Origin of the sequence: uncultured Azohydromonas sp. (assembly GCF_937926365.1) — a bacterium.
Taxonomy (GTDB): domain Bacteria; phylum Pseudomonadota; class Gammaproteobacteria; order Burkholderiales; family Burkholderiaceae_C; genus Azohydromonas.
In genome coordinates this window covers 1-25508 of record NZ_CALAOH010000141.1, presented here as the reverse complement: position 1 = coordinate 25508, position 25508 = coordinate 1, and the positions used below count along the sequence as shown (strand labels likewise).

Annotated in this window: 21 protein-coding genes; 13 read left to right on the top strand and 8 right to left on the bottom strand. The window is 69.2% G+C overall.

The window, feature by feature from the left end; genetic code table 11:
- Window positions 1-42: 42 nt before the first annotated feature.
- A complete protein-coding gene (locus tag Q0741_RS15355) occupies window positions 43-612 on the bottom strand; it encodes a hypothetical protein (protein WP_298234083.1) in 570 nt (189 codons plus the stop codon).
- 186 nt (window positions 613-798) lie between these two features.
- On the opposite strand from Q0741_RS15355, the gene Q0741_RS15350 reads away from it, so the two are divergent.
- Both Q0741_RS15350 and Q0741_RS15345 read left to right on the top strand, forming a co-directional pair.
- Complete coding sequence (locus Q0741_RS15350; protein WP_298234082.1) at window positions 799-2682, top strand: type IV pili methyl-accepting chemotaxis transducer N-terminal domain-containing protein; 1884 nt, start codon at window positions 799-801, stop codon at window positions 2680-2682.
- Between the two features lie 7 nt (window positions 2683-2689).
- Window positions 2690-3394 carry a response regulator gene (locus Q0741_RS15345; RefSeq protein ID WP_298234081.1) on the top strand — a complete coding sequence of 235 codons (705 nt, stop codon included), beginning with the start codon at window positions 2690-2692 and terminating at the stop codon, window positions 3392-3394.
- 17 nt (window positions 3395-3411) lie between these two features.
- On the opposite strand, the gene Q0741_RS15340 is transcribed toward Q0741_RS15345, so the two are convergent.
- Window positions 3412-3681: a hypothetical protein gene (locus Q0741_RS15340; protein WP_298234080.1), complete on the bottom strand. Its 270-nt coding sequence runs from the start codon at window positions 3679-3681 to the stop codon at window positions 3412-3414.
- A gap of 243 nt (window positions 3682-3924) precedes the next feature.
- On the opposite strand from Q0741_RS15340, the gene Q0741_RS15335 reads away from it, so the two are divergent.
- Window positions 3925-5004, top strand: a complete 1080-nt coding sequence (locus tag Q0741_RS15335; protein ID WP_298234079.1) for a choice-of-anchor A family protein — start codon at window positions 3925-3927, stop codon at window positions 5002-5004.
- A 55-nt stretch (window positions 5005-5059) separates the two neighbouring features.
- Here Q0741_RS15335 and Q0741_RS15330 read toward each other — a convergent pair whose 3' ends face one another.
- Window positions 5060-6223 (bottom strand): M20/M25/M40 family metallo-hydrolase, encoded by a 1164-nt coding sequence (locus Q0741_RS15330; protein WP_298234078.1) that lies wholly within the window; start codon window positions 6221-6223, stop codon window positions 5060-5062.
- A gap of 88 nt (window positions 6224-6311) precedes the next feature.
- Here Q0741_RS15330 and Q0741_RS15325 point away from each other — a divergent pair, with 88 nt between their 5' ends.
- The 8 genes from Q0741_RS15325 (at window position 6312) to Q0741_RS15290 (ending at window position 18199) form a co-directional block, all read left to right on the top strand.
- Window positions 6312-7190: a DNA alkylation repair protein gene (locus Q0741_RS15325; RefSeq protein WP_298234077.1), complete on the top strand. Its 879-nt coding sequence runs from the start codon at window positions 6312-6314 to the stop codon at window positions 7188-7190.
- A 378-nt stretch (window positions 7191-7568) separates the two neighbouring features.
- Window positions 7569-8855: a nitrate/nitrite transporter gene (locus tag Q0741_RS15320; protein WP_298234076.1), complete on the top strand. Its 1287-nt coding sequence runs from the start codon at window positions 7569-7571 to the stop codon at window positions 8853-8855.
- Window positions 8856-8965: 110 nt separating this feature from the next.
- Window positions 8966-10351 (top strand): NarK family nitrate/nitrite MFS transporter, encoded by a 1386-nt coding sequence (locus tag Q0741_RS15315; protein WP_298234075.1) that lies wholly within the window; start codon window positions 8966-8968, stop codon window positions 10349-10351.
- A 48-nt stretch (window positions 10352-10399) separates the two neighbouring features.
- A complete protein-coding gene (locus Q0741_RS15310; RefSeq protein WP_298234074.1) occupies window positions 10400-14182 on the top strand; it encodes a nitrate reductase subunit alpha in 3783 nt (1260 codons plus the stop codon).
- A gap of 30 nt (window positions 14183-14212) precedes the next feature.
- Window positions 14213-15745, top strand: coding sequence for a nitrate reductase subunit beta (gene narH / locus Q0741_RS15305; protein WP_298234073.1), 1533 nt, complete (start codon window positions 14213-14215; stop codon window positions 15743-15745).
- Between the two features lie 17 nt (window positions 15746-15762).
- Complete coding sequence (narJ, locus tag Q0741_RS15300; protein ID WP_298234072.1) at window positions 15763-16464, top strand: nitrate reductase molybdenum cofactor assembly chaperone; 702 nt, start codon at window positions 15763-15765, stop codon at window positions 16462-16464.
- Entirely contained in the window at window positions 16461-17264 is an 804-nt protein-coding gene (gene narI / locus Q0741_RS15295) for a respiratory nitrate reductase subunit gamma (RefSeq protein ID WP_298234071.1), read from the top strand. Before narJ ends, narI begins: the two co-directional genes overlap by 4 nt.
- Before the next feature lie 146 nt (window positions 17265-17410).
- A complete protein-coding gene (locus Q0741_RS15290; RefSeq protein WP_298234092.1) occupies window positions 17411-18199 on the top strand; it encodes a peptidylprolyl isomerase in 789 nt (262 codons plus the stop codon).
- Window positions 18200-18254: 55 nt separating this feature from the next.
- Here Q0741_RS15290 and Q0741_RS15285 read toward each other — a convergent pair whose 3' ends face one another.
- Window positions 18255-18587, bottom strand: a complete 333-nt coding sequence (locus Q0741_RS15285) for a cupin domain-containing protein (RefSeq protein ID WP_298234070.1) — start codon at window positions 18585-18587, stop codon at window positions 18255-18257.
- A gap of 176 nt (window positions 18588-18763) precedes the next feature.
- On the opposite strand from Q0741_RS15285, the gene Q0741_RS15280 reads away from it, so the two are divergent.
- Together Q0741_RS15280 and Q0741_RS15275 are read left to right on the top strand one after the other, a co-directional pair.
- Window positions 18764-20017, top strand: a complete 1254-nt coding sequence (locus Q0741_RS15280; protein WP_298234091.1) for a nitronate monooxygenase family protein — start codon at window positions 18764-18766, stop codon at window positions 20015-20017.
- Window positions 20018-20206: 189 nt separating this feature from the next.
- The gene (locus tag Q0741_RS15275; RefSeq protein WP_298234069.1) at window positions 20207-20530 is read left to right on the top strand and encodes a YqjD family protein; all 324 of its coding nucleotides are present in this window, start codon (window positions 20207-20209) and stop codon (window positions 20528-20530) included.
- A gap of 199 nt (window positions 20531-20729) precedes the next feature.
- On the opposite strand, the gene Q0741_RS15270 is transcribed toward Q0741_RS15275, so the two are convergent.
- The 4 genes from Q0741_RS15270 to Q0741_RS15255 all read right to left on the bottom strand — a co-directional run bounded on the left by Q0741_RS15270 (window position 20730) and on the right by Q0741_RS15255 (window position 25372).
- Window positions 20730-21419: a choice-of-anchor E domain-containing protein gene (locus Q0741_RS15270; RefSeq protein WP_298234068.1), complete on the bottom strand. Its 690-nt coding sequence runs from the start codon at window positions 21417-21419 to the stop codon at window positions 20730-20732.
- A 203-nt stretch (window positions 21420-21622) separates the two neighbouring features.
- Window positions 21623-23329: a YbaL family putative K(+) efflux transporter gene (ybaL, locus tag Q0741_RS15265; RefSeq protein ID WP_298234067.1), complete on the bottom strand. Its 1707-nt coding sequence runs from the start codon at window positions 23327-23329 to the stop codon at window positions 21623-21625.
- 254 nt (window positions 23330-23583) lie between these two features.
- Complete coding sequence (locus Q0741_RS15260) at window positions 23584-23976, bottom strand: TraR/DksA family transcriptional regulator (protein ID WP_298234066.1); 393 nt, start codon at window positions 23974-23976, stop codon at window positions 23584-23586.
- A 67-nt stretch (window positions 23977-24043) separates the two neighbouring features.
- Window positions 24044-25372 (bottom strand): erythromycin esterase family protein, encoded by a 1329-nt coding sequence (locus Q0741_RS15255; protein ID WP_298234065.1) that lies wholly within the window; start codon window positions 25370-25372, stop codon window positions 24044-24046.
- Window positions 25373-25508 lie beyond the last annotated feature (136 nt).

Genomic DNA, 25508 nt, shown 5'->3' with positions numbered 1-25508 from the left:
GCGGCCCGGCCGCGCTTTTTTAGTCCCGTGGGGCCGTGCGCCTCACGGCCCCGGGTTGGGGTTGTCCGGCGCCGAGGGCAGGGCGCGCAGGAACTCGTAGATGGCGCGCAAGTCCTGCTCGACCAGCTTGCCGTACACCGGCCAGGGCATGACCTGCAGGAGCTGGCCCGGCGGGTCGTTGGGGTTGTGGCCGGTGCGCATGGTCTTGATGAACTGCCACAGCGTCAGCCCCGCGGGCCGGCCGCGCCCGTCCGGGCGCAGGTTGGCCGAGACGATGACGGGCCCGAACTGGCGCCCGCCGGTGAGGTATTGCTGGAAGTTGACCTGCTCGTCCTGGCCCTGGAAGGGGTCGCCGCCGGGCAGGTAGGTCGGGTGGGTGTGGCAGTCCACGCAGGCGCCCGCGGCGTTGACGAGGTAGCTGCCCAGCCCCACGAGGTTGCGGTCGCGGCCGGCCATGTTCAGGTGCACCCCCTTGGGCACGACGCGAAAGCCCTGGGCGACGCGGTCGTTGGCCGGCGCGCCCCTGGCCTCGGCGGCCAGCGCCGGCGCCGTGCCGGCGGCCAGGGCGCACAGCAGCGCCGTACAGGACAGGGAAAAGGTCGTGTGCTTCATGGGTCGATCCTTTCGCTCGGCTCCGGCTCGCGCAGCGGCCGCGGCACGGGCCGGGGCGGCTACCGTAGGCGCGAGTTCCCTGGGCGGTATCCCGGGAGCGGGGGGTGCGCATCGCGTGTTCGCGGGATGCGGGGTCTCTTGACGAAAAAGCAGGCGTCGTTATGCCGCCGCGCCTAGAGTGCGCGCATGAAAACACCCTGGACCCTCGCGCGCAGGCTGCTGTTCATCGGCAGCGCGGTACTGGTGCTGGCCCTGGGCTCCATCGGGCTGACGCTGTGGGTGAGCTGGCAGCTCGAAGGCGGTGCCGCCGCCGTCAACGAGGCCGGGCGCATGCGCATGCAGACCTGGCGCCTCGCGGCCTCGCTGCACGACGTGCCGCCGGCGCAGGTGCAGGCCCAGTTCGACCGCTTCCAGGACAGCCTGGACCTGCTGGCCCAGGGCGATCCGTCGCGTCCGCTGCTGGTGCCCTGGAACGACGCGGCCAAGGCCGCCTTCCACGACGTGGTGCAGCAGTGGCGGGGGCTGCATGCGCGCTGGGCGCAGGGGCCGCAGCCCGAAGCCGCGGCGGTGCGCGCCGATGCCGAGAGCTTCGTGCGCTCGGTGGACCTGTTCGTGGCCGCCATCGAGCTGCAGCTCGCGCGCTTCACCAGCATCCTGCACCTGTACCAGCTGGCCATGCTGGGCCTGGCGCTGGCCGCGGCGGTGGTGCTGCTCTACACCGGCTACCTGTTCGTGCTGGAGCCGCTGGCGCGGCTGCAGCGCGGCCTGCAGCGCATGGAGCAGGCCGACTTCGCCGCGCGCGTGGAGGTGCAGCGCATGGACGAGTTCGGCCGCCTGGCCGCGGGCTTCAACCGCATGGCGCAGACGCTGCAGTCGCTCTACCGCTCGCTGGAGGACAAGGTGCGCGAGAAGACCGCCTCGCTGGAGCTGGAGCGCGGGCGGCTGGCGGCGCTGTACGAGGTCAGCGCGCTGCTGGCGCGGGCCGACACGCTCGACGGCATGGCGCAGGGCTTCGCCACCAAGGTGCGGCGCCTGGCGCACGCCGATGCGGTGGCCATCCGCTGGTCCGACGAGGCCAACCAGCGCTACCTGCTGCTGGCCGGCGCGGGGCTGCCCAAGGCGCTGAGCGAGGGCGAGCACTGCGTGGCCACGGGCGAGTGCCTGTGCGGGCAGTCGGCGATGGATGCGCGCACGCGCGTCATCCCCATCGTCACGGCCGACCGCACCCTGGGCCACTGCGCGCGCGAAGGGTTCAGGACCCTGGTGAGCGTGCCGGTGCGGCTGCAACAGCGGCTGCTGGGCGAGGTGGACCTGTTCTTCCGGGCCGAGGTCGCGCTGGGCGCGGAGGAGCGCAGCCTGCTCGATGCGCTGGCCAGCCACCTGGCCGGCGCCATGGAGGGCCTGCGTGCCGCGGCGCTGGAGCGCGAGACGGCGGTGGCCGAGGAGCGCAGCTTCATCGCGCGCGAGCTGCACGACTCCATCGCGCAGTCGCTGGCCTTCCTGAAGATCCAGGTGCAGCTGCTGCGCGCGGCGCGCGGCCGCGGCGACGAGGCGGGCGTGGAGCGCACGCTGGGCGAGCTCGACACGGGCGTGAACGAGTGCATGGGCGACGTGCGCGAGCTGCTGGTGCACTTCCGCACCCGGACCAATGCCGAGCACATCGAGCCCGCGCTGCGCACCACGCTGCAGAAGTTCGAGCACCAGACGGGGCTGAAGACGCACCTGGAGATCGACGGCCACGGGCTGCCGCTGGACCCGGACGTGCAGGTGCAGGTGCTGCACGTGGTGCAGGAGGCGCTGTCCAACGTGCGCAAGCATGCGCACGCTTCGCAGGTGTGGGTGGAGGTGGCGGCCGACAGCGCGGGCTGGCGCTTCGAGGTGCGCGACGACGGCCAGGGCTTCGAGCCCGAGGCCGAGCGCGCCGAGACGCACGTGGGGCTGCGCATCATGCGCGAGCGCGCGGCGCGCATCGGCGCGCAGGTGTGCGTGGACGCCGTGCCCGGCGCGGGCAGCTGCGTGACGCTGACGCTGCCGCCTTCGGCCACGGCAGCCGCCTCGACGGCGGCATGATCGCGTGATGAGTACAAACCAACCCCATCCCGGTGCGGACGCGCCGATCCGTTTGCTGGTGGTGGATGACCATACGCTGTTCAGGCGCGGCCTGATCGCGCTGCTGGGTGCCGACGCGCGCTTCTCGGTGGTGGCCGAGGCGGGCGATGCGGGCGAGGCGCAGCGCCATGCGCAGGCGCTGCAGCCGGACCTGGTGCTGCTGGACAACCACCTGCCCGGCGTCAGCGGCGTGGACGCGCTGCGGGGCCTGAAGGAGGCCGCGCCGAAGGCGCGCGTGCTCATGCTCACCGTGAGCGAGGACGAGCGCGACCTGGCGGCGGCGCTGCGCAACGGCGCGCAGGGCTACCTGCTCAAGACCATCGACAGCGAGGCGCTGGCGGCCTCCATCGTGCGCTGCATGCGCGGGGAGTCGGTGGTGAGCCCCGAGATGACGGCCAAGCTGGTGGCGGCTTTCCAGTCGCTGAGCGCGGCGGCGCCCGCGCCCGCGCCGGCGGCCGCGGCGGAGCCGGCCGACCCGATCGTGACGCTGTCGCCGCGGGAGCGGGAGATCCTGCGCCACATCGCGCGCGGCGCCAGCAACAAGGAGATCGGCCGCGCGCTGGACATCGCCGAGACCACGGTGAAGATCCACGTGCAGCACATCCTGCGCAAGCTCAACCTGAGCTCGCGCGTGCAGGCGGCGGTGTACGCGGCCGAGCGCGGGCTGGGCTGAGCCGCGCCGGCAAAGCACTACTGGAGCTGCTTCTCGATCCAGTCCCACGCCTTCTGCGGCAGCCAGCCGGCGTAGTCGCGGCCGACCTTGATGACGAGCAGGCTGTCGTTGTCGTCGAGGCTGCGGCGCAGCCGCGTGGAGAGCTGCTCCGCGGCCTCGCTGGTGTGCACCAGCCAAGTGGTGCCCAGGTGGTGCCACCAGGCGCCCGAGCGTTTGAGCTCGTCGTGCAGGCTGGCGTAGTCGCGGCCCAGTTGGGTCAGGTCGTAGGAGACGCAGTAGACAGGCATGGCGGGCGTCCGTGGGCGTGGTCGGCATGAAGGGTGCGAAGCCGTTTATGTCGCGCACGGGTGCCCGGCCGCCAAGGCAGGAATTCGCAGCGGCGCCGTGCCGCGCGGTTCCGGCGCCGCGACCGTGGCGGATGTCACGGCCTTTGGCCGTGAGTCGACGCCGTTCACGAAGGCGCCACGATGTGGATGGACGCCGCTTCGACAATCGAACCTCGTTGTCCCCCAGTCGTTGGCTGTTCCCGCATGACCTCCACCTTCCCGAGCATCGCGTCGCGCCTCCTTACCGCCCTCGACGCCCGGCTCAAGGCACCCGCATGTGCCGTGGCGCTGGCGGCGGGCATGCTGGCGGTACCTGCCTCGTCGCAGGCGGCGCCGGTGAACCTGGGAATGGCCGGCAACTTCAACGTCTTCGCGCTGGGCGACTTCACCAGCAGCAGTGACACCCAAGGCACCATGGCCGTGCAGGGCAACGTGACGCTGTCGAACTACAGCGTGAACCTGCACAACCAAAGCGGCTACGCGGGCCTGTCGCTGGTGGTGGGCGGCAATCTGAGCTTCAGCAGCGGCTCCATCGACCACGGCAATGCCTACGTGGGCGGTACGGCCAGCCTGTCGAGCCTGGGCTTTGGCGGCACGCTGCAGCGCGGCGGCGAGGCGCCGTTCTCCTTTGCCGATGCGGCGCAGCAGCTCCAGGCGCTGTCCACGTCGATAAATGGCGCAAGCGCCAACGGCAAGGCTGATTTCAACCCTTGGCGCGGCGTGACCTTCAGCGGCGACGGCACGTCCGGCACGCAAGTCTTCGACGTCAGCGGCAGCCAGTTGCTGGGGCTCACCCACATCCTGTTCTCGGACCTGCAACCGGGCCAGACGCTGATCTTCAACGTCAGCGGTGCCACGGCTGGTTTCCAGAGCGTGGGTCTCCAGGACTTCGCCGCCTACAACGTGCTGTTCAACTTCGTCGACGCCACGGAGATCACGCTCAATAACGTGGGGGTGTTCGGCAGCATCCTGGCGCCGCTGGCCAGCATCAATGGTGGCAATGGCCAGATCAACGGCAACGTGGTGGTGAAGGACTGGAACTCGAACATCCAGATCAACAACAACCACCTGTTCGCCACGGCTGACGTGGCGCTGCCGCCATCGGCGCCCAGCCCGGCGCCCGCGCCCGGTGGCCCCGGCAACGGCTCCACGTTCGAGCCGATCGGGGCGCCCTCGCAGGCCGTGCCGGAGCCGGGCACCCTGGCGCTGCTGCTGCCGGCCCTGGGCCTGCTGGCCTTCTCGTCGCGCCGGCGTCGCACGGCCAGGACGGCGGTCCACGCCTGAGGCACAGGCGACGCAGGCATCCCTGGAGGAGCCCAGGCCCGGCCGCGCGGCCTTCTCAGGCGTACCCGTCCAGGAAGCGCTGCGCCGCCAGTGCATAGGCGGCGTGGATGCCCGGGATGGAATCCAGCTTCACACATTCGTCCGGGCCGTGGATGCGCAGGTATTCGACGCCGAAACCCGAGACCACCTGCGTGCCGTGCATCGCCAGGTAATTGCCGATGTTGCTGGGGCCCGAGACGCTGAATGCGGGCGCGTGGCCCAGTGCCTCCCGCGCGCAGGACTGCAGCAGCCGGGGCAGCAGGGCCTCATCGGGCGTGCGGTAGGCCGGCCAGCAATTCACCGGGCCGAGCGAGCTGGGGTGCGCATCGCCGGTTTCACGGGCGATGCCGGCCAGCAACTCGGCCAGGAACCGGCCGGCGGCCTCACGGTCGAAACCGGGCGTGAGACGGATGTCGAGACCGCAACCAATCTTCGCGGGCGTGAGGGCGTAGGCGCGGGCGCCGGTGCGTATCCATGTCACGGACGCGCGGGGCCGCAGCGGAAAGTTTTCATCGGCCGGGGTGCCTTGCGCCTGGACCTTTTCCAGCCCGGCCAGCAGGCGCTGGAGTTTTGCCATGGCCAATTCGGCCGGCACGCTGGCGCTGCCTGAATGCCCCAGCGCGCCGCGCAGCGTGAGGACGGTTCGGTAGAAGCCGCGCGAGCCCACCACGACGTGCCTCGGCCCGGGATAGCCAATGGCGCAGAAAGCCGGAAACCCGAATTTCGCCGTGTACGCCTTGATGCCGCCGAAGCGGCCGGAATGCTCGTCGTTGTCGAAGACGAGGGTCGTGCGGCGCAGGCGGCCATTGACGGGCTTGCGGGCGGTGAGGGCAACGGTCCTGGCAATTTCCGAAAAGATCGCCACCGCCGCCTTGGAATCGGCGCTGCCCCGTCCATGAAGCCAGCCCTCGTGCTCCACGCCACCGAAGGGCGGGTATTGCCACTGGGCCAGGTCGCCGACGGGGGCGGTGTCGAGGCAGGCGTTGAGCAGCAGCACTTCGTCGCTGGCCTGGGTGGGCGGGTTGATGACAAGCGCACGGGGATTCCTGGCCGAGCCGAGCCGTTGATGGCGGACCTCGTTTTCGGTCAGCCAGGCGCTCGCGACCTGCACGATGGCCGCCGGATCGTCGCTGCCGGCCTGGCTGGGAATGGCGACGAGTTGCCTCAGAAATTCGACCATGCTGTTTTTGACGGGAGCCCTTGCCATTCTGGTCTGCCGCTGAAAGAGTGACAGATAATCTCATGGTCTCGGCTGAATATCGAGTTTCATGATCTCCACCGTACCCGGCCAGTTGCGCCTGCCCGTGGCCCCGCGTTCCATTGAAAAGGGAACGCCGCTGAAATTCCTGCTCGGTACCGAGGCGGTGGAATGCCTGGCTCACAACGTGCGGCTGGTTCATCCGGATTTTGATGCCGCGGCTTTTCAGGCCATGGCGCTGGAAGGGCTGGAGCCGCTGGGCATCCTGGACCGCGGCAAGCACTTGGCGCGGGCGCTGCGCCACTGTCTGCCGGTGGACTATGAGTTTGCCGTGAATATTTTGCTGGATTCACTCACGCCGCCGCTGGGGCAGACTTCCGATATGGGCCTGGCGGTATTTTTCTACCTGCCGCATGTGAGCTTCGTGGCTCAATATGGTTTGAGCCGGGAGGGTAACGGCGGGCGCGACCCTTTCGAGGCTTCGATGCGCGCGCAGTACGAATTGACGCGGCGCTTCAGCGCGGAGTTTTCCATTCGTCCCTTCTTGATCCACGAGCCGGCGCGCACGCTGCAGCGCCTGCTGTTATGGACCGATGACCCGGACCCGCATGTGCGCCGCCTGTGCTCCGAGGGCACGCGGCCGCGGTTGCCCTGGGCGGTACGCATTCCCGCCTTTCAGTCCGATCCGGCGCCGGTGCTGCCGATCCTGGAGAAACTCAAGAACGACCCGAGCCTCTACGTGCGTCGCAGCGTGGCAAACCACCTGGGCGACATTGCCAAGGACCATCCGGCGCTGGTGTTCGAGATTTGCGAGCGCTGGCTGGCGGAGGCGGACGACGACTTGCGTTGGGTGATCCGGCATGCGCTGCGGCATCCGGCGAAGAAAATGGATCGGGAGGCCTTGCGGTTGAGGGTTGGGGCGAAGGGGAGGCGGGGAAACAGGGCGTGAGAGGGAGAAATCCGAGCCAGGTTCTGCCTTTTGTTTCCTTGTTTCAGGCCTGTGCAGAGGCTCGCATCAGCATGTTGGCGCTGCGGTGCGGTTGGGTTTGTCAGTGCCGCGGAGAAGCCGTTTGATTGCGCATTGGAGGGACAAGGGCAGGGTCTGGTTCCTTGATTCCCAATAAGCTGAAGCTTCCGTCTTGCCATATATCAATGACGTTTGTCATGCCATAGTTCTTTTGAACGATGAGAATTTGGTTCTTCTCGTTCTTCAGGCTATTTGCCCATCCTCCTTCCGCCCTCTGATAAGTGCCCAACAGACGAATACTCCCCTCTCCGTAAAAACCCGAAAGTTCCGGCCACGGAGAACCACCGAGGGGAGTTCCAAATGGCCGTCCCAGTCTCAGCCACCGTCGCGGCGCCGCAGCGTGCCGCCGCGACCCGCAACCGGCAGGCGCTGTCGGTGCTGGTGGTCAGCACGCTGGCATTCACCGTGTGCTTCATGGTCTGGATGATGTTCGGCGTCATCGGCATCCCGCTGAAGAAGACGCTGGGCCTCAGCGCCACCGAGTTCGGGCTGCTCACCGCCACGCCCGTGCTCACCGGTTCGCTGGTGCGCGTGCCGCTGGGCATCTGGACCGACCGCTTCGGCGGCCGCATCGTCATGACCGTCCTCATGGCGCTCACGGTCCCGGCCATCTTCCTGATGGCCTACGCCACGCAGTTCTGGCAGTTCATCGTCATCGGACTGTTCGTCGGCCTGGCCGGCGGTTCCTTCTCGGTCGGCACGCCCTACGTCGCGCGCTGGTTCCCCAAGAACCGCCAGGGCTTCGCCATGGGCGTCTACGGCGCCGGCAACTCGGGTGCGGCCGTCAACAAGTTCATCGCCCCGGCCATCGTCGTCGCCGCCGGCTGGACCATGGTCCCGCAGGTCTACGCCGCCGTGATGCTGGGCACCGTCATCCTGTTCTGGCTCTTCAGCCACTCCGACCCGTCGCACCTGGTGTCCAGCAACGTCACCTTCGCCGACCAGCTCAAGGCGCTCAAGGACCCCAAGGTGCTCAAGTACTGCCAGTACTACAGCATCGTCTTCGGCGGCTACGTGGGCCTGGCGCTGTGGATGGTCCAGTACTACGTCGGCGAGTACGGCCTGGACATCCGCGTCGCGGCGCTGCTGGCGGCCTGCTTCTCGCTGCCCGGCGGCGTGCTGCGCGCCATCGGCGGCTGGCTCTCCGACAAGTACGGCGCCCATAGCGTGACCTGGTGGGTGATGTGGGTGAGCTGGATCTGCCTGTTCCTGCTGTCCTACCCGCAGACCGACTTCACCATCCAGACCGTCAACGGCCCCGCCACCTTCCACGTCGGCCTCAACGTCTACACCTTCACCGCGCTGATGGCCGTGCTGGGCGTGGCCTGGGCCTTCGGCAAGGCCAGCGTCTTCAAGTACATCGCCGACGACTACCCCAGGAACATCGGCGCCATCAGCGGCATCGTGGGCCTGGCCGGCGGCCTGGGCGGCTTCCTGCTGCCGATCCTGTTCGGCGCGCTCATGGACCTCACCGGCGTGCGCTCCAGCGCCTTCATGCTGCTCTACGGCGTGGTCTGGGTCTCGCTGATCTGGATGTACTTCACCGAGGTGCGCCAGCGCGCCGTCCTGGGTCCGCAGGCCGCCTGAGCACCCGCCGAGTCTTGCGGGCGCCGCGCGCCGCCGTCTCCTTCGGCATCCACCCTTCACGCGCGGCGCTCCTTTTCCTCTTCTCCTCTTTCCACGAAAGGAACCGTTCCATGGCTTCCTCGTACGTCATCGGCCAGTGGGCACCGGAAGATCCGGCGTTCTGGCAGAAGCGCGGCCAGTCGGTTGCGCAGCGCAACCTCTGGATCTCCATCCCCGCCCTCACGCTGGCCTTCGCGGTGTGGATGGTGTGGTCGGTGGTGGTGGTGAGCCTGCCCACGGTGGGCTTCAAGTTCTCCACCAATCAGCTGTTCTGGCTGGCCTCGCTGCCGGCGCTGTGCGGCGCCACGCTGCGCATCTTCTATTCCTTCATGGTGCCCATCGTGGGGGGGCGGCGCTGGACGGCGATCTCCACCGCCAGCCTGCTGTTGCCGGCCACGGGCATCGGCTTCGCGGTGCAGAACCCCGAGACGCCCTACGAGGTGTTCGCGCTGCTGGCCATCCTGTGCGGCTTCGGCGGCGGCAACTTCGCCTCGTCCATGGCCAACATCAGCTTCTTCTTCCCCAAGGCGAAGAAGGGCACCGCGCTGGGCCTCAACGCCGGCCTGGGCAACCTGGGCGTGTCGCTGGTGCAGCTGGTGGTGCCCATGGTCATCACCGCCGGCGTGTTCGGCAGCCTGGGCGGCGAGGCGCAGCTGGTGGAGAAGGCCGGCCAGCAAGTGCCGATGTGGCTGCAGAACGCGGGCTTCATCTGGGTGCCGTTCATCATCGCCTCGACCCTGGCGGCCTGGTTCGGCATGAACGACCTGAGCGAGGCCAAGGCTTCCTTCGCCGACCAGGCCGTCATCTTCAAGCGCAAGCACAACTGGCTGATGTGCTGGCTCTACATCGGCACCTTCGGCAGCTTCATCGGCTACTCGGCGGGTTTCCCGCTGCTGATCAAGAGCCAGTTCCCCGGCGTCAACGCGCTGCAGTACGCCTGGCTGGGCCCGCTGTTCGGCGCCCTGGTGCGCCCGGTGGGCGGCTGGCTCGCGGACAAGCTCGGCGGCGCCCGCGTGACCTTCTGGACCTTCATCGCCATGGGCCTGGGCGTGCTGGCCGTCATCAAGTTCCTGCCGCACGAGGGGCAGGGCGGCAGCTTCACCGGCTTCCTGATCTCCTTCCTGGTGCTGTTCGCGGCCTCGGGCATCGGCAACGGCTCGACCTTCCGCATGATCCCCGTGATCTTCCTCACCGAGCGCCAGCGCGCCGCGGACAAGAACCCCGCCGCCCAGGAACAGGCCGTGCGCGACGCCAACAAGGAAGCCGCCGCGGTGCTGGGTTTCTCCTCGGCCATCGGCGCCTACGGCGGCTTCTTCATCCCCAAGAGCTACGGCAGCTCCATCGCCATGACCGGCTCGGTGGACGCCGCTCTCTACGCCTTCATCGTCTTCTACGTCACCTGCGTGGCCGTCACCTGGTGGTTCTACAGCCGCCGCAACGCGCCCATGCCCTGCTGAGCACGTCAGTCCCGCAGTAACGAACTCAACGAGCAACGAGCAACGAGCATGAGCCACTTCCTCGACCGACTCACCCACTTCTCGCAGCCCAGGGAGAGCTTCTCCGCCGGCCACGGCGTCACCACGGGCGAAGACCGCACCTGGGAGGACGCCTACCGCGCGCGCTGGCAGCACGACAAGATCGTGCGCTCCACCCACGGCACCAACTGCACGGGCTCCTGCTCGTGGAAGATCTACGTCAAGGGCGGCATCGTCACCTGGGAGACGCAGCAGACCGACTACCCGCGCACCCGCCCGGACCTGCCCAACCACGAGCCCCGCGGCTGCGCCCGCGGCGCGAGCTACAGCTGGTACCTGTACTCGGCCAACCGCGTGAAGTACCCCATGGTGCGCGGCCGGCTGCTGAAGCACTGGCGCGCGGCGCGCGCGGTGGCCAGGAGCCCGGTGGACGCTTGGGCCAACATCGTCGAGAACGCCGACGCGCGGCGCGAGTGGCAGCAGCAGCGCGGCCTGGGCGGCATGGTGCGCAGCACCTGGGACGAGGTCAACGAGATCATCGCCGCGGCCAACGTCTACACCGCCAAGAAGCACGGGCCGGACCGCATCATCGGCTTCTCGCCCATCCCGGCGATGTCCATGGTCAGCTACGCCGCGGGCTCGCGCTACCTGTCGCTCATCGGCGGCGTGTGCATGAGCTTCTACGACTGGTACTGCGACCTGCCGCCCTCCAGTCCGCAGACCTGGGGCGAGCAGACCGACGTGCCCGAGTCGGCCGATTGGTACAACTCCAACTTCATCATCGCCTGGGGCTCCAACGTGCCCCAGACGCGCACCCCCGACGCGCACTTCTTCACCGAGGTCCGCTACAAGGGCGCCAAGACCGTGGCGGTCACGCCCGACTACTCCGAGGTCGCCAAGCTGTGCGACCTGTGGATGCACCCCAAGCAGGGCACCGACGCCGCCCTGGCCATGGCCATGGGCCACGTCATCCTCAAGGAGTTCTATTTCGACAAGCGAAGCAGCTACTTCGACGACTACGCCCGGCGCTACACCGATCTGCCGTTGCTGGTGCAACTGGAGGAACAGACGCTGGCCGACGGCAGCAAGGCCCTCGTGCCCGCGCACTACCTGCGCGCCAGCGATTTCAACGGCAACCTGGGCCAGGCCGAGAACCCGGAGTGGAAGACCGTCGCCCTCGACGAGTCCGGCAAGGTGGTGCTGCCCAACGGCTCCATCGGTTTCCGCTGGAGCAAGGCGCAGGGCCAGTGGAACCTGGAGGCCAAGGAGGCCCGCCACGGCCAGGCCGTGAAACTGAAGCTCAGCGCGCTGGAAGGCGCGGCCGTGGACGGCCTGGAGGCCGAGACCGCCATGGTCGCCTTCCCGTACTTCGGCGGCATCGAGACGCCGCACTTCAATGCCAACCAGCAGTCCGGCGACGTGATCCGCCGCGCCGTGCCCGTGCAGCGCATCAGGCTGGGCAAGGAGGGCGAGGTCCGCAGCACGCTGGTGGCCACGGTGTTCGACCTGCTGGTGGCCAACTACGGCGTGGCGCGCGGGCTGCCCGGCGAGGTCGCGGCCAGGAGCTACGACGACGACCATCCGTACACGCCGGCGTGGCAGGAGCGCATCACGGGCGTGCCGCGCGAGCAAGCCATCACCGTGGCGCGCCAGTTCGCCGACACCGCGGACAAGACGCACGGCAAGTCGATGATCATCATCGGCGCGGCCATGAACCACTGGTACCACGCCGACATGAACTACCGCGGCGTGATCAACATGCTCATGCTGTGCGGCTGCATCGGCCAGAGCGGCGGCGGCTGGGCGCACTACGTGGGCCAGGAGAAGTTGCGCCCGCAAACCGGCTGGACGGCGCTGGCCTTCGCGCTGGACTGGCTGCGCCCGCCGCGCCAGATGAACAGCACCAGCTTCTTCTACGCCCACACCGACCAGTGGCGCTACGAGCGCCTGGGCGTCGACGAGATCCTCTCGCCGCTGGCCGACAAGTCGAAGTTCGGCGGCAGCATGATCGACTACAACGTGCGCGCCGAGCGCATGGGCTGGCTGCCCTCCGCGCCGCAGCTGCGCACGAATCCGCTGACGCTGGCGCGCGAGGCGGCCCGGCGCGGCATGGAGCCCAAGGACTTCGTGGTGCAGGGCCTCAAGGACGGCTCGCTGCAGATGAGCTGCGAGGACCCGGACCATCCGGACAACTGGCCGCGCAACATGTTCGTCTGGAGGTCGAACATCCTTGGTTCGTCCGGCAAGGGACACGAGTACTTCCTGAAGCACCTGCTGGGCACCACGCATGGCGTGCAGGGCAAGGACCTGGGCGTGGACGAGGCCAAGCCCACCGAGGTGAAGTGGCACGCCAAGGCGCCCGAAGGCAAGCTGGACCTGGTGGTCACGCTCGACTTCCGCATGAGCACCACCTGCCTGTACTCGGACATCGTGCTGCCCACCGCGACCTGGTACGAGAAGAACGACCTCAACACCTCCGACATGCACCCCTTCATCCACCCGCTGTCCGCGGCGGTGGACCCGGCCTGGCAGGCCAAGTCGGACTGGGAGATCTACAAGGGCTTCGCGAAGAAGTTCAGCGAGGTCTGCGTCGGCCACCTGGGCGTCGAGAAGGAAGTGGTGCTCACGCCGCTGATGCACGACACCGCCGCCGAGCTGGCGCAGCCCTTCGGCGTGAAGGACTGGAAGAAGGGCGAGTGCGAGCTGGTCCCCGGCAAGACGGCGCCGTCCATCGCCGTGGTCGAGCGCGACTATCCCAACACCTTCAAGCGCTTCACGGCGCTGGGCCCCTTGATGGAGAAAGTGGGCAACGGCGGCAAGGGCATCGGCTGGGACACCAAGGACGAGGTGCAGGCGCTGCGCGAGCTCAACGGCGTGGTGCAGGACAGCGGCGTCTCCAAGGGCATGGCGAAGATCGAGTCCGACATCGACGCGGCCGAGGTCGTGCTGATGCTGGCGCCCGAGACCAACGGCCACGTGGCGGTGAAGGCCTGGGACGCGCTGGGCAAGCAGACGGGGCTGGAGCACACGCACCTGGCGCTGCACCGCGAGGACGAGAAGATCCGCTACCGCGACGTCCAGTCGCAGCCGCGCAAGATCATCTCGTCGCCCACCTGGTCCGGGCTGGAAAGCGAAAAGGTCTCGTACAACGCCGGCTACACCAACGTGCACGAGCTGATTCCCTGGCGCACGCTCACCGGGCGCCAGCAGTTCTACCAGGACCATGACTGGATGCGCGCCTTCGGCGAGGGCTTCGTCGCCTACCGCCCGCCGGTGGACCTCAAGGCCGTGAGCCCGGTGATGGAGCGCATGCCCAACGGGCACAAGGAAATCGCGCTCAACTTCATCACGCCGCACCAGAAGTGGGGCATCCACTCCACGTACAGCGACAACCTGATGATGCTGACGCTCAACCGCGGCGGTCCCGTCATCTGGCTGAGCGAGGTGGACGCGAAGAAGGCCGGTATCCAGGACAACGACTGGGTCGAGCTGTTCAACGCCAACGGCGCCATCGCCGCGCGCGCGGTGGTGAGCCAGCGCGTGAACGAGGGCATGACGCTGATGTACCACGCGCAGGAAAAGATCATCAACACGCCGGGGGCCGAGATCACCGGCACGCGCGGGGGCATCCACAACTCGGTCACGCGCGTGGTGGTCAAGCCCACGCACATGATCGGCGGCTACGCCCAGTACAGCTACGGCTTCAACTACTACGGGACCATCGGCACCAACCGCGACGAGTTCGTCGTGGTGCGCAAGATGGCCAAGGTCGATTGGCTGGATGACGAGCCGGTTGCGGCCGCACACGCCTGACCCGCACGCAAGAAGACACGGAGTACCGACATGAAAGTACGTGCACAGATCGGCATGGTGCTGAACCTGGACAAGTGCATCGGCTGCCACACCTGTTCCGTCACCTGCAAGAACGTCTGGACCAACCGCAAGGGCCTGGAGTACGCCTGGTTCAACAACGTCGAGACCAAGCCCGGCATCGGCTACCCCAAGGAGTGGGAGAACCAGGACAAGTGGAACGGCGGCTGGACGCGCAACGCCGACGGCTCGATCGAGCCGCGCCAGGGCGGCAAGTGGAAGCTGCTCATGCGCATCTTCGCCAACCCTAACCTGCCGCAGATCGACGACTACTACGAGCCCTTCACCTTCGACTACGACCACCTGCAGTCGGCGCCGGAGAGCAGGGCCGCGCCCACCGCGCGCCCGCGCAGCCTGATCACGGGCCAGCGCATGCAGAAGATCGAGTGGGGCCCGAACTGGGAGGAGATCCTGGGCGGCGAGTTCTCCAAGCGCAGCAAGGACGCCAACCTCTCCACCTTCGAGGCGGCGCAGAAGGAGATCGTCGGCCAGTTCGAGAACACCTTCATGATGTACCTGCCGCGCCTGTGCGAGCACTGCCTCAATCCGGCGTGCGTGGCCTCCTGCCCCTCGGGCTCGATCTACAAGCGCGAGGAGGACGGTATCGTCCTCATCGACCAGGACAAGTGCCGCGGCTGGCGCATGTGCGTCTCGGGCTGCCCGTACAAGAAGATCTACTACAACTGGGAGACCGGCAAGGCGGAGAAGTGCATCTTCTGTTACCCGCGCATCGAGGCCGGCCAGCCCACCGTGTGCTCCGAGACCTGCGTGGGCCGCATCCGCTACCTGGGCGTGCTGCTCTATGACGCCGACCGCATCAAGGCCGCCGCCAGCGTGGAGCGCGACAAGGACCTCTACCAGGCGCAGCTCGACATCTTCCTGGACCCGAACGACCCGCTGGTGATCGAGCAGGCGCGCGCCGACGGCATCCCCGAGGCCTGGCTGGAATCCGCGCGCCGCAGCCCCGTCTACAAGATGGCGGTGGAGTGGAAGGTGGCGCTGCCGCTGCACCCCGAGTACCGCACGCTGCCCATGGTCTGGTACGTGCCGCCGCTGTCGCCCATCACCTCGGCCGCGCAGGCCGGGCACCTGGGCGTCAACGGCGAGATACCGGACGTGCAGCAGATGCGCATCCCCGTGCAGTACCTCGCCAACCTGCTGACCGCCGGCGATGAAAAGCCCGTGGTGCGCGCGCTGGAGCGCATGCTGGCCATGCGCGCCTACCAGCGCGACAAGCACGTGGAAGGGCGCGAGAACCTGGCCGCGCTGTCGCAGGTGGGGCTGAACCAGGCCGAGGTCGAGGCGATGTACCAGACCATGGCCATCGCCAACTACGAGGACCGATTCGTCATCCCGACCACGCACCGCGAGTACGCCGAGAACGCCTTCGACGTGCGCGGCGGCTGCGGCTTCAGCTTCGGCAACGGCTGCTCGGATGGTGCGGGCGAAACGAGCCTGTTCGGCGCCAAGAAGCGCCGCACGATTCCCATCCAGGCCAGCGTCTGAGAGGCAAGGAGCACGTGATGTTCAACAAGGTGAAGAACCACCGGCTCACGGCCCGCGTGCTGGCGGCGCTGCTGGGCTACCCGGGCCCCGAACTGCGCGCGGCGCTGCCCGAGCTGGCGCGGGCGCTGGACGACGAGGCGGCGCTGCCCGCCGCGCGCCGTGCCGAGTTGAGGCAACTCATGAAGGTGCTCGGCGTGGCTGACCCGTTCGAGGTCGAGGCGCAGTTCGTCGACACCTTCGACCGCGGCCGCGCCACCTCGCTGCACCTGTTCGAGCATGTGCACGGCGACTCGCGCGAGCGCGGCCCGGCCATGATCGACCTGATCAACACCTACGCGCGGGCGGGGCTGCACCTCGGCGACCAGGAACTGCCGGACTACCTGCCGGTGGTGCTGGAGTTCGTCTCCACGCAGCCGCCGGCGGTGGGCCGCGAGTTCCTGGGCGAGATGGCGCACATCCTCAACGCCATCTTCAGCGCGCTGCTCAAGCGCGGCAGCCCCTACGCCTGCGTCATCGCCGCGGTGCTGGAGCTCGCCGGCGAGAAGCCGCAAGCCGTGAAGGTGGAGGCCGACGAGCCCCTGGACGAAGCCTGGGCCGAGCCGCCCGCCTTCGACGGCTGCAGCACCCGCGGACAGGCCGCCCCCGGCCAGCCGCAACCCATCCACATCGTGCGCAAGCACAACGCCCACGCGGCTTCCAACCAAGGAGCGCGAGCATGAAAGCCCTGGACCACTTCTTCTTCGGCCTCTATCCCTACATCTGCCTGGCCGTCTTCGTCGTCGGCAGCCTGATCCGCTTCGACCGCGACCAGTACACGTGGAAGAGCGACAGCTCGCAGCTGCTGCGCGCCGGCAGCCTGCGCGTGGGCAGCAACCTGTTCCACGCCGGCGTGCTGTTCCTGATGTTCGGCCACACGGTGGGCATGCTCACGCCGCACGCGCTGTACGAGCCCTTCCTGGGGTCCGGCGCCAAGCAGCTCATCGCCATGGTCAGCGGCGGCATTGCCGGGCTGATGGCCTTCACGGGCGTGAACATCCTGCTCAACCGCCGGCTGTCGGACCCGCGTATCCGCGCCACCTCCAAGCCCAGCGACATCCTGCTGCTGGGGCTGCTGTGGGTGCAGCTGGCGTTGGGGCTGGCGAGCATCCCGTTCTCCGCGCAGCACATGGACGGCAGCGTGATGCTGGTGCTGGCCGACTGGGCGCAGCGCGTGGTGACCTTCCGCGTCGATGGCGCCGAGCTGGCGCAGGTGGGCTGGGTGTTCAAGGTCCACATGGTCCTGGGCATGACGCTGTTCCTGGTCTTCCCCTTCACGCGGCTGGTGCACGTATGGAGCGGCCTGGCCTCGGTGGCCTACGTGCTGCGCCCGTACCAGGTGGTGCGCAGCCGCCGGCTGAACCTGCCCGCGGGCCACCTGGCGCCGCGGCGCACGCTGGAGAACACGGTGGGGCGTCCGGCGGTGCAGGTGCATGGCACGGCCACGGCCGGGACGGTGAAGCCGTCGCACGGCACGCACTGAAGCTGCACGAGACCGGTGCTTACGCAACAGACTTGAGACAGGAATCAACCATGAGCGGATGCGGAGGCGGCCACGGCGGCCACGGCGGCTGCGGTTGCGGCGGCCAGAAGAAGGCCCATCACCACCAGCACGGCGACTTCCCGGCGATGGCCGCGCCCACGGTGGACCCCAACGAGCCCGTGGCGCGCGTCAACGGCGTGCCGCTGCACGCGCAGGGCCGGCGCCCGGACGAGACGGAGCTGCGCCAGCGCGCGTGCATCGAGCTGCTGCGCCAGGCCGCGATCAGCGCGGGACGGCTGGACGCGGACGACGTGCCGCAGCTCGACGGCAGCACCAGCGCCGCGGCCTCGCAGGCCATCGACGAGCTGCTGGCCCTGGCGCTGCGCCTGCCCGAGCCGGACGAGGAGGCGCTGCGGCGCCACCACGCCGCGCATCCGGCCCGTTTCGGCGCCACGGAGCGGGTACGCCTGCGCCACGTGCTGTTCGCCGTCACGCCGGGCGTGGACCTCAACGCGCTGCGCCAGCGCGCCGAGGCGCTGCTGCTGGAGCTGCGCTGCGCCGATGCCGGCGACGGCGCCTTCGGCCGCGCCGCGGCCGAGCTGTCCAACTGCCCCAGCGGCGCCCAGGGCGGCGAACTGGGCTGGGCGATGGCACAGGACGTGGTGCCGGAGTTCGGCAAGGAGGTCTTCGGCCATCCCGAGGTCGGCGTGCTGCCGCGCCTGGTGCACAGCCGCCATGGGCTGCACGTGGTGGAGGTGCTGGAGCGCGAGGGCGGCGAGCCGCTGCCCTTCGAGCAGGTGCGCGTGGCGGTGTTGCAGTCGCTGCAGCAGCAGGCCTGGATCACGGCGCTGCGGCAGTACCTGCGCGTGCTGGGCAGCGCGGCCAAGCTCGAACACGTGGCGTTCGAGGTGGCGGACACGCCGCTGGTGCAGTAGGGCCTCCCATCGCGCCAGCCTCCGGGCTGGCCGTGGGCTTTGGAAGCGCGGTGCCCTACGTCCCCAGCCGGATCGTCACCAGCAGCGCGCTGTCCTCGTGCGGCGAGCGCAGCTCGTGCGGCTGTTGCTTGGGCAGCAGCACCACGTCGCCGGCTTCGAGGTCGAGCTGTTGCTCGCCGGCGATGAGCTGGGCGCTGCCGCTGAGGCACTGGATGGTGCACTCGCCGGCCACCCAGTGCGCTGGCAGCACGCCGCCGGCGCGCAGCACCACGCGCAGCAACTGCAGCTCGGCGCTCTTGATCAGGCTGACGCTCACGGCGTCGGGCGGCAGGGTGCCGTCGGGATGCAGCCGGATGGGCTGCAGCGGGGATGCGTGTTCGAGGGCCATGGGCGCAGCATCGCCAGCGTGGCGCGGGCCCGCAAGCCGCCGCGTTCAAGCCCACCAGTGGCAGCGGGGACATCGTGCGGAAGGCACGCCCCATCGCGGCGCGGCATGACAAGGATCAAGCCGCGCCGCCGCCGCGCTGCGTATCGTCCCTAACCTGTCCGAAATCTGCCGTGCCCATGAATCCCCACATCGACCCCGTCCTCGCACCCACTCTGGAGCAAAGCCGCCTGCAGCCGCTGCGGCTGGGCGGGCGCTCGCTGCTGCCCATCGTGCAGGGCGGCATGGGTGTGGGCGTGTCGGCGCACCGCCTCGCGGGCACCGTGGCCGCCCTGGGCGGCGTGGGCACGATCAGCTCGGTGGACCTGCGCCGCCACCATCCGGACCTGATGGCGCGCACCGAGGGCGCCGCCGCGCACGCGGGCCAAGAGGCCGAGGGCAAGGCGCTCATCGACGCCGCCAACCTGGAGGCGCTGGGGCGCGAGATCAAGGCCGCGCGCGAGCTCTCGCAGGGCCGTGGCCTGCTGGCCATCAACGTCATGCGCGCGGTCGCGGAGTACGCCGCCAGCGTGAAGAAGGCGCTGGAGTGCGGCATCGACGTCGTGGTGGTGGGCGCGGGGCTGCCGCTGGACCTGCCCGACCTGGCGCAGGATCACCCCGAGGCGCTGCTGGTGCCCATCCTGTCGGATGCGCGCGGCGTGCAGCTCATCGTCAAGAAGTGGGAGCGCAAGAAGCGGCTGCCCGATGCCATCGTCATCGAGCATCCGCGGCTGGCCGGCGGCCACCTGGGCGCGGCCAAGGTGCAGGATCTCAACGACCCGCGCTTCGACTTCGAGAACGTCATTCCCGCAGTGCTGGAGTTCCTCAAGAAGGCTGGCATCGAGCGCGAGATCCCCATCATTGCCGCCGGTGGCGTGCGCAGCTACGAGGACATCGCGCGGCTGCAGGCGCTGGGCGCCGCGGGCGTGCAGCTGGGCACGCCCTTCGCCGTCACGCAGGAATGCGATGCGCATCCGGAGTTCAAGCGCGTGCTGGCCGAGGCGCGCGACGAGGACATGGTCGAGTTCACCAGCGTGGCGGGCCTGCCCGCGCGTGGCGTGAAGACGCAGTGGCTGCAGTCCTACCTCAAGGCCGAACCCAGGCTGCAGGAGAAGGCGCACGCCAAGTCGCGCTGCACCAAGGTCTTCGACTGCCTGGCGCAATGCGGGCTGCGCGATGGGCTGCCGGGCTGGGGCCAGTTCTGCATCGACCACCAGCTGGCCGCGGCGCTGCGCGGCGAGGTCAAGAAGGGGCTGTTCTTCCGCGGCAAGGGCGCGCTGCCCTTCGGCAGCCAGATCCGCAGCGTGCGTGAGCTCATGGGCCGGCTGCTCACGCCCGTGGGGGCCGCGCCGGCGGCAGCGCTGGCGCAGGACGCCGCCGCCGTGCCGGCCTGAGACGGCCACGCGCTGCAAGCTTCGGGGAACTCCGGCGCGCGGGCATGATCTGGATCACAAGGGCTGCACACCGCGGCCCTGCGGGTTTCCCCATGGCCTGGGGTCTGCGCACGGCGCTTGCCGGTGCGGGCACGCTGAGGCTAAGGTGGAAGCCCGATCCCAGCCTTTTCACACATGGAGGACCGCAAGATGAACGACGTGAGCACCCCGGACGCCACCACCGCCAACAATCCCGGCATGGACCAGCTCAAGGGCGATCTGAAGGCCATCGTGGCCGATGCCGAGGCGCTCATGCGCTCCAGCGCCGCCAGCGCCAGCGCCAGTGCCACCCAGCTGCGCGAGCGGCTGCGCGAGGCGCGCCACGACCTGCGCGACCTGCAGGCCAACGCCGTCAGCAAGACGCGCGCCGCCGGCCAGGCCGCCGACGACTACGTGCATGACAAGCCCTGGCGCTCCATCGCCGTGGCCGCCGGCGTCGGTTTCCTGGTGGGGATGCTCATCGGCCGGCGCTGAGTCCGGCACGGGCCGGTACCGCAGCCGCCCGGCCCGCCGCAACGAACCCGCCGCGAGGCGGGTTTTTTCTTGCCCGGGCGGTTTTGTTGCTTTTTCAACCAGGGGCGCGCGACACCCGAAAAGAAAAAACGGGGCGAAAGCCCCGGCTTGGCTGCCAGCGCCGGCCACCCGGGGCCGGCGCTCAAGGCGCGTTCAAGCTTCAGGCCTGGCGCGACTTGCGGCGCGAAGCGGCCACGCCAATCATGCCCAGGCCGACCAACGCCAGCGAGGCGGGCTCGGGCACAGCCGGCGGGGGAACCTCGGCAACGGTGTAGGTGTAAGAGATTTCGGCGCCGCAGGCCGCGTCGGTGGATTGCGAAGCTTCGGAGTTGCCGCCTTCCACGGAGGTCAACAGCGTGGTCTTCGAGGAGCAGAAGATGTTGAAGGTGCTGCCAGCGCTGCCGTAGAAGCTCGACAGGATGCTGTTGACGTTGTTCACCGTGTAGCTCTTGCTCTCCTCGATGTCGTAGAAGGATTGCGTCTCACCCGGCGTCAGGACGACCTCGGGGCTGGAAGGCTCGAGCTGGATCTTGTAGGTGCTGCCCAGCAGCGTGCTCAGCGGAGCCAGCGAGGAGGAAAAGCTCAGACGGGTGCGCGTCGTGGCCGAGGCTGTGGAGGTCAGGCTGGAGTTGTTGGACAGCTCCAGGTCCGTGATGCTGGTGCCGTACAGCGTCAGCGTCACGCTGGTCAGCGTACCGAGCGAGCTGTCGAACATGTCCAGCGAGCCCGACTGGTTGAGGAAGTCGGTCTTCTGCAGCGCGTTGTAGAAGCTGTCGGTGTAACTGGCGGTAGCAGCTTGGGCTCCGGCACTCAACACCGCACTGAGAAGCAAGGCGGAAATCTTCTTCATGGCAAACCCTCAAAGTCAGTGGTTCTGGTTGCGCGCAGTGCGCCTGCCTCCCTTATGCAAGGGGTATGCCATTCTTGACTTTTCCTTTGGTGACAGGAACTTGTGCGATCTCGGGGGGCAAATTTTCTGCCAAGTGTAAGGAATTCCGACACGTGCAGCCGCCGCTTGAGCGCTTGCTGCAGCGGGCTACCAGCCGGAGCCGTTCAGTGCGCCTGCGCCAGCCGCTGCAGCACGTGCGTGCTCATCACGCGGGCGAGCGCGTCCTCGGCGGTGAACACGGTGCCGGCCTGCGCGCGCTGCATGAAGCCCGCCTCGTCCGCATCATGGCCGCGCAGCACGACCTCGATGTCCGGGTTCAGCAGCCGCGCGATCTCGACCATGGGCAACACGTCCACCGCCGCGGGCACGGCGATGACGAGCATGCGCGCGCGGGCGACGTGGGCCTGGATCAGCGTGCCTTCCTCGGCGGCGTCGCCGCACACGGCGGGCGTCCCGGCCGCGCGCAGCCGCTCCACGATCTCGCGGTTGCTGTCGGCCACCACGCAGGGCACGTTCGCCTCGCGCAGCGCCTGCGCGATGTGCGCCCCGGTGCGTCCGTGGCCCACCAGCACCACCTGCTTTTCCAGGTAGTGGTGGGCGGTGTCCATCGGCAGCTCGGCCAGCGGGTCGTCGCGCCGCTCCAGCCGCTGCAGCAGCCCCGGGCGGCGGCGCAGCCAGCGCAGCACCGGCTCGATGGCCGAGAACACCAGCGGGTTGAGTGCGATGGAGATCAGCGCGCCGGACAGGATCAGGCTCTGCCCTTCGGCTGGCAGCAGCTTCAGCTGCGCTCCCAGCCCGGCCAGGATGAAGGAGAACTCGCCGATCTGCGCCAGGCTGGCCGAGACGGTGAGCGCCGTGCCCAGCGGGTAGCGCAGCAGCACCACCAGCACCGCCGCCGCCAGCGACTTGCCCAGCACGATGATGGCCACCACCGCCAGCAGCGCCAGCGGCTGCTGCAGCACCACCGCCGGGTCGAACAGCATGCCCACCGAAACGAAGAACAGCACCGCGAAGGCGTCGCGCAGCGGCAGGCTCTCGTGGGCGGCGCGGTGGCTCAGCGCGGACTCGCGCAGCACCATGCCGGCGAAGAAGGCGCCCAGCGCGAAGCTCACACCGAAGAGCTCGGCCGCGCCGAAGGCGATGCTCACGGCCGCGGCGATCACGCCCAGGGTGAAGAGCTCGCGCGAGCCCGTGCGCGCCACCTGCCACATCAGCCAGGGGAAGAAGCGCCGCCCCACCAGCAGCATCAGCGCCACGAAGGCGCTCACGGCCAGCAGCGTGCGCACCAGCGACAGCCACAGCGGCTCGCCCCCGCCGCCATGGCCCGCGTCCGCTTCGGCGCCGCCCAGCAGCGGCGCCAGCGCGGGCAGCAGCACCAGCACCAGCACCATCACCAGGTCTTCCACCACCAGCCAGCCCACGGCGATGCGGCCGTTGTGGGTCTCCAGCAGGCCACGCGCTTCCAGCGCCTTGAGCAGTACCACGGTGGAGGCCACGGACAGCGCCAGCCCGAACACCAGTGCGCCGCCCAGATCCCAGCCCCAGGCCATGGCGACGGCCGCGCCCATGGCGGTGGCCACGGCGATCTGCAGCGCCGCGCCGGGCAGGGCGATGCGGCGCACGGCCATGAGGTCGTCCAGCGAGAAGTGCAGCCCCACGCCGAACATCAGCAGCATCACGCCGATCTCGGACAGTTCCGCCGCCAGCTTCATGTCGGCGACATAGCCGGGCGTGGTCGGTCCCAGCACGATGCCTGCTGCCAGGTAGCCCACCAGGGCGGGCAGCTTCAGCCGCACGGCCACGAAGCCGAGCAGCAGGGACAGGGCGAAGGCGGCGGCCAGGGTGGCGATGAGCGGGACGGGTGCGTGCATAGGCGGGCTGCGCGCCTGGCCGGACAGCGCGCGCCCGCACGGGCACAGCGCCGGCCGGCCGGGCCCGCGGATCAAGTCAGGGGAATGGCGTCAGTCCAAGTAGAGCGCACGCGGGCGGCCGGGTTCGGCCGCCGGCAAAGAAAAAATGCACGCCGCAAGCCCACTCGTCGTCATACCGGCTTTCGCCGGAATGGCGACGTTTCTTCTACGTCCGACGTCATGGCACGCGTGCCAGCGCCTGGCGCCCCCCGCCCTCAGGCCGTGTACCGCGGCACCGTCTCGTGCGTCTTTTCCCAGCGTTCCTGGCAGTCCACGCAGCGCGCGGCGGTGGGTTGCGCGTGCAGCCGCTCGTAGGGGATGTTGCAGCCGCAGTCCACGCACTCGCCGTAGCTGCCCTCGGCGATGCGCGCGCGCGCATCGTCGATGTCGCGCAGCTCCAATTGGTCGCGCTCCATCTCGATGTGCTCGACGCCGGTGCGGATGCGTTCCTCGCCCTGCGCCACCTGGTCGTCCACCAGGGGGCCCTGCGCGCTGGGACGTTCGTCGCGCCGCTCCTGGAAGTCGCGCAACTCGGCACCCAGCTCGGACTCGCGCTGCGACAGCTGGTCCTGCAGCGTCTGCAGTTGTTCAGGGGTCAGAGCGGACATGGTCACCTCCTGTTTGGGGCTGTTCTGCTGAGTCCCCAAGGCGGCAAGCCGTGTGCCGTGGCGAAGCTCACAGCCCGCTCGGGAAGGTCTCCGGCTCCTCCAGCAGCTGCGGCGGCGCGGCGCCGTCCAGCGGGTGCAGGGCATGGCTGCGGTCCACGTGCAGCACGGCGTCGAACTGCTGCGACAGCGAGGCTTCGAAGTAGTGGCTCGCGCGCTCGGTCTCGGGCCGGTAGATCACGCCGATGGCGCGCTCCAGCCGTGGCGGCGCCAGCAGCCGCTGCAGATCCTCGCCGCCCAGCGGCAGCAGGAACAGGTCCAGCCCGGTGTCGTGCAGCAGACCCTCCCAGCTGTCGTGCCGCGCCGGCGTGACGCGCTTGAACTGCACCGGCTCGTCCCAGTCCGAGGCCGCGGCCACGCTGCCGTGGTCGGTGCTGAAGCCCAGGATGAAGCTCTCGCCCGGCGCCGCGGCCTCGCGCACCAGCTGGCCCAGGTTGAGCTGACCGTAGCCACCGACCTCCGTGGCGCGCGCGTCGCCCAGGTGCGAGTTGTGGGCCCACACCACCAGCCGCGCCGGGTGCCCGCGCGTGCGCGTGAGGTGCTCGCGCAACCGCTGCAGCACCTGGTGCATGTGGCGGTCGCGCTGGTTCCAGGAGGCGGTGGAGCCCTCGAACATGATCCGGTAGTAGCGCTCGGCGTTGCGCACCACCAGCGCGTTGAGCTGGGCGTGGAACAGCTCTTCTTCCGCGCCGCCGCCCATGAGCGCCTGCGCGGAGCGGGCCATCATCTCCTGCAACTGTTGCAGCACCTGGCGCTGGCAGCCTTCGCTCAGCCCGAAGTGCGCCGCCTGCCCGTAGCGCTGCGGGTCCTCCAGGAAGTGGTCGAAGCAGCCGTAGCGCTCGCGCGCCCGGGGCAGCATCTCCGGCTCGTGCGCCTGCAGGTAGGCCAGCACCGCCTGCACCGAGCCGTGCAGGCTGTAGAGGTCCAGCCCGTACACGCCGGCGCGCCGGCGCTGCGGCTGCAGGTCGTTGTAGCCGCGCAGCCACTGCACCAGGTGCAGGAACTCGCGGTTGCGCCACATCCAGCGAGGGAAGCGCTGGAAGTCGTCCAGCGCCTGGCGCGCGTTGGCGTCCTGCAACCCGCCCTGCACGTAGCGGTGTACGCGCAGCATGTCGGGCCAGTCCGCCTCCAGCGCGACGCCGTCGAAGCCGTGCTGCTCGATGAGCCGGCGCGTGACGGCTGCGCGCAGCGCGTAGAACTCGCGCGTGCCGTGCGTGGCCTCGCCCAGCAGCACCAGCTTGGCGCCGGCCGCGGCCTGCACCACGGCGTCCACGTCGTCGAGATCGTCCAGCGGCCGCGCGGCGCGGCGCACCGGGTCCAGGGCAGGGTCGTGTCTCATGCCCGCGGCGGCGGCAAGCGCCGCGCCCGCGCAGGCTCAGCGCCGGGTCACCAGGGCGCGGCGTCGGCACTGTCGGCGGTCTGCGCCTCGGCGGGCGCCGGGGTGGCGGGCACGGCTGGAGCGGCAGCCGCCGGGG

Bases quoted from the DNA above. Each gene is read 5' to 3' on its own strand.
- Q0741_RS15260 (WP_298234066.1), bottom strand. From the start codon at position 23,976: ATGTCCGCTCTGACCCCTGAACAACTGCAGACGCTGCAGGACCAGCTG.
- Q0741_RS15325 (WP_298234077.1), top strand. From the start codon at position 6,312: ATGATCTCCACCGTACCCGGCCAGTTGCGCCTGCCCGTGGCCCCGCGT.
- Q0741_RS15320 (WP_298234076.1), top strand. From the start codon at position 7,569: ATGGCCGTCCCAGTCTCAGCCACCGTCGCGGCGCCGCAGCGTGCCGCC.
- narJ (WP_298234072.1), top strand. From the start codon at position 15,763: ATGTTCAACAAGGTGAAGAACCACCGGCTCACGGCCCGCGTGCTGGCG.
- Q0741_RS15255 (WP_298234065.1), bottom strand. From the start codon at position 25,372: ATGAGACACGACCCTGCCCTGGACCCGGTGCGCCGCGCCGCGCGGCCG.
- Q0741_RS15335 (WP_298234079.1), top strand. From the start codon at position 3,925: ATGACCTCCACCTTCCCGAGCATCGCGTCGCGCCTCCTTACCGCCCTC.
- Q0741_RS15285 (WP_298234070.1), bottom strand. From the start codon at position 18,587: ATGGCCCTCGAACACGCATCCCCGCTGCAGCCCATCCGGCTGCATCCC.
- Q0741_RS15345 (WP_298234081.1), top strand. From the start codon at position 2,690: ATGAGTACAAACCAACCCCATCCCGGTGCGGACGCGCCGATCCGTTTG.
- Q0741_RS15340 (WP_298234080.1), bottom strand. From the start codon at position 3,681: ATGCCTGTCTACTGCGTCTCCTACGACCTGACCCAACTGGGCCGCGAC.
- Q0741_RS15290 (WP_298234092.1), top strand. From the start codon at position 17,411: ATGGCCGCGCCCACGGTGGACCCCAACGAGCCCGTGGCGCGCGTCAAC.
- Q0741_RS15315 (WP_298234075.1), top strand. From the start codon at position 8,966: ATGGCTTCCTCGTACGTCATCGGCCAGTGGGCACCGGAAGATCCGGCG.
- Q0741_RS15330 (WP_298234078.1), bottom strand. From the start codon at position 6,223: ATGGTCGAATTTCTGAGGCAACTCGTCGCCATTCCCAGCCAGGCCGGC.
- narI (WP_298234071.1), top strand. From the start codon at position 16,461: ATGAAAGCCCTGGACCACTTCTTCTTCGGCCTCTATCCCTACATCTGC.
- Q0741_RS15350 (WP_298234082.1), top strand. From the start codon at position 799: ATGAAAACACCCTGGACCCTCGCGCGCAGGCTGCTGTTCATCGGCAGC.
- Q0741_RS15355 (WP_298234083.1), bottom strand. From the start codon at position 612: ATGAAGCACACGACCTTTTCCCTGTCCTGTACGGCGCTGCTGTGCGCC.
- Q0741_RS15275 (WP_298234069.1), top strand. From the start codon at position 20,207: ATGAACGACGTGAGCACCCCGGACGCCACCACCGCCAACAATCCCGGC.
- Q0741_RS15280 (WP_298234091.1), top strand. From the start codon at position 18,764: ATGAATCCCCACATCGACCCCGTCCTCGCACCCACTCTGGAGCAAAGC.
- ybaL (WP_298234067.1), bottom strand. From the start codon at position 23,329: ATGCACGCACCCGTCCCGCTCATCGCCACCCTGGCCGCCGCCTTCGCC.
- Q0741_RS15310 (WP_298234074.1), top strand. From the start codon at position 10,400: ATGAGCCACTTCCTCGACCGACTCACCCACTTCTCGCAGCCCAGGGAG.
- Q0741_RS15270 (WP_298234068.1), bottom strand. From the start codon at position 21,419: ATGAAGAAGATTTCCGCCTTGCTTCTCAGTGCGGTGTTGAGTGCCGGA.
- narH (WP_298234073.1), top strand. From the start codon at position 14,213: ATGAAAGTACGTGCACAGATCGGCATGGTGCTGAACCTGGACAAGTGC.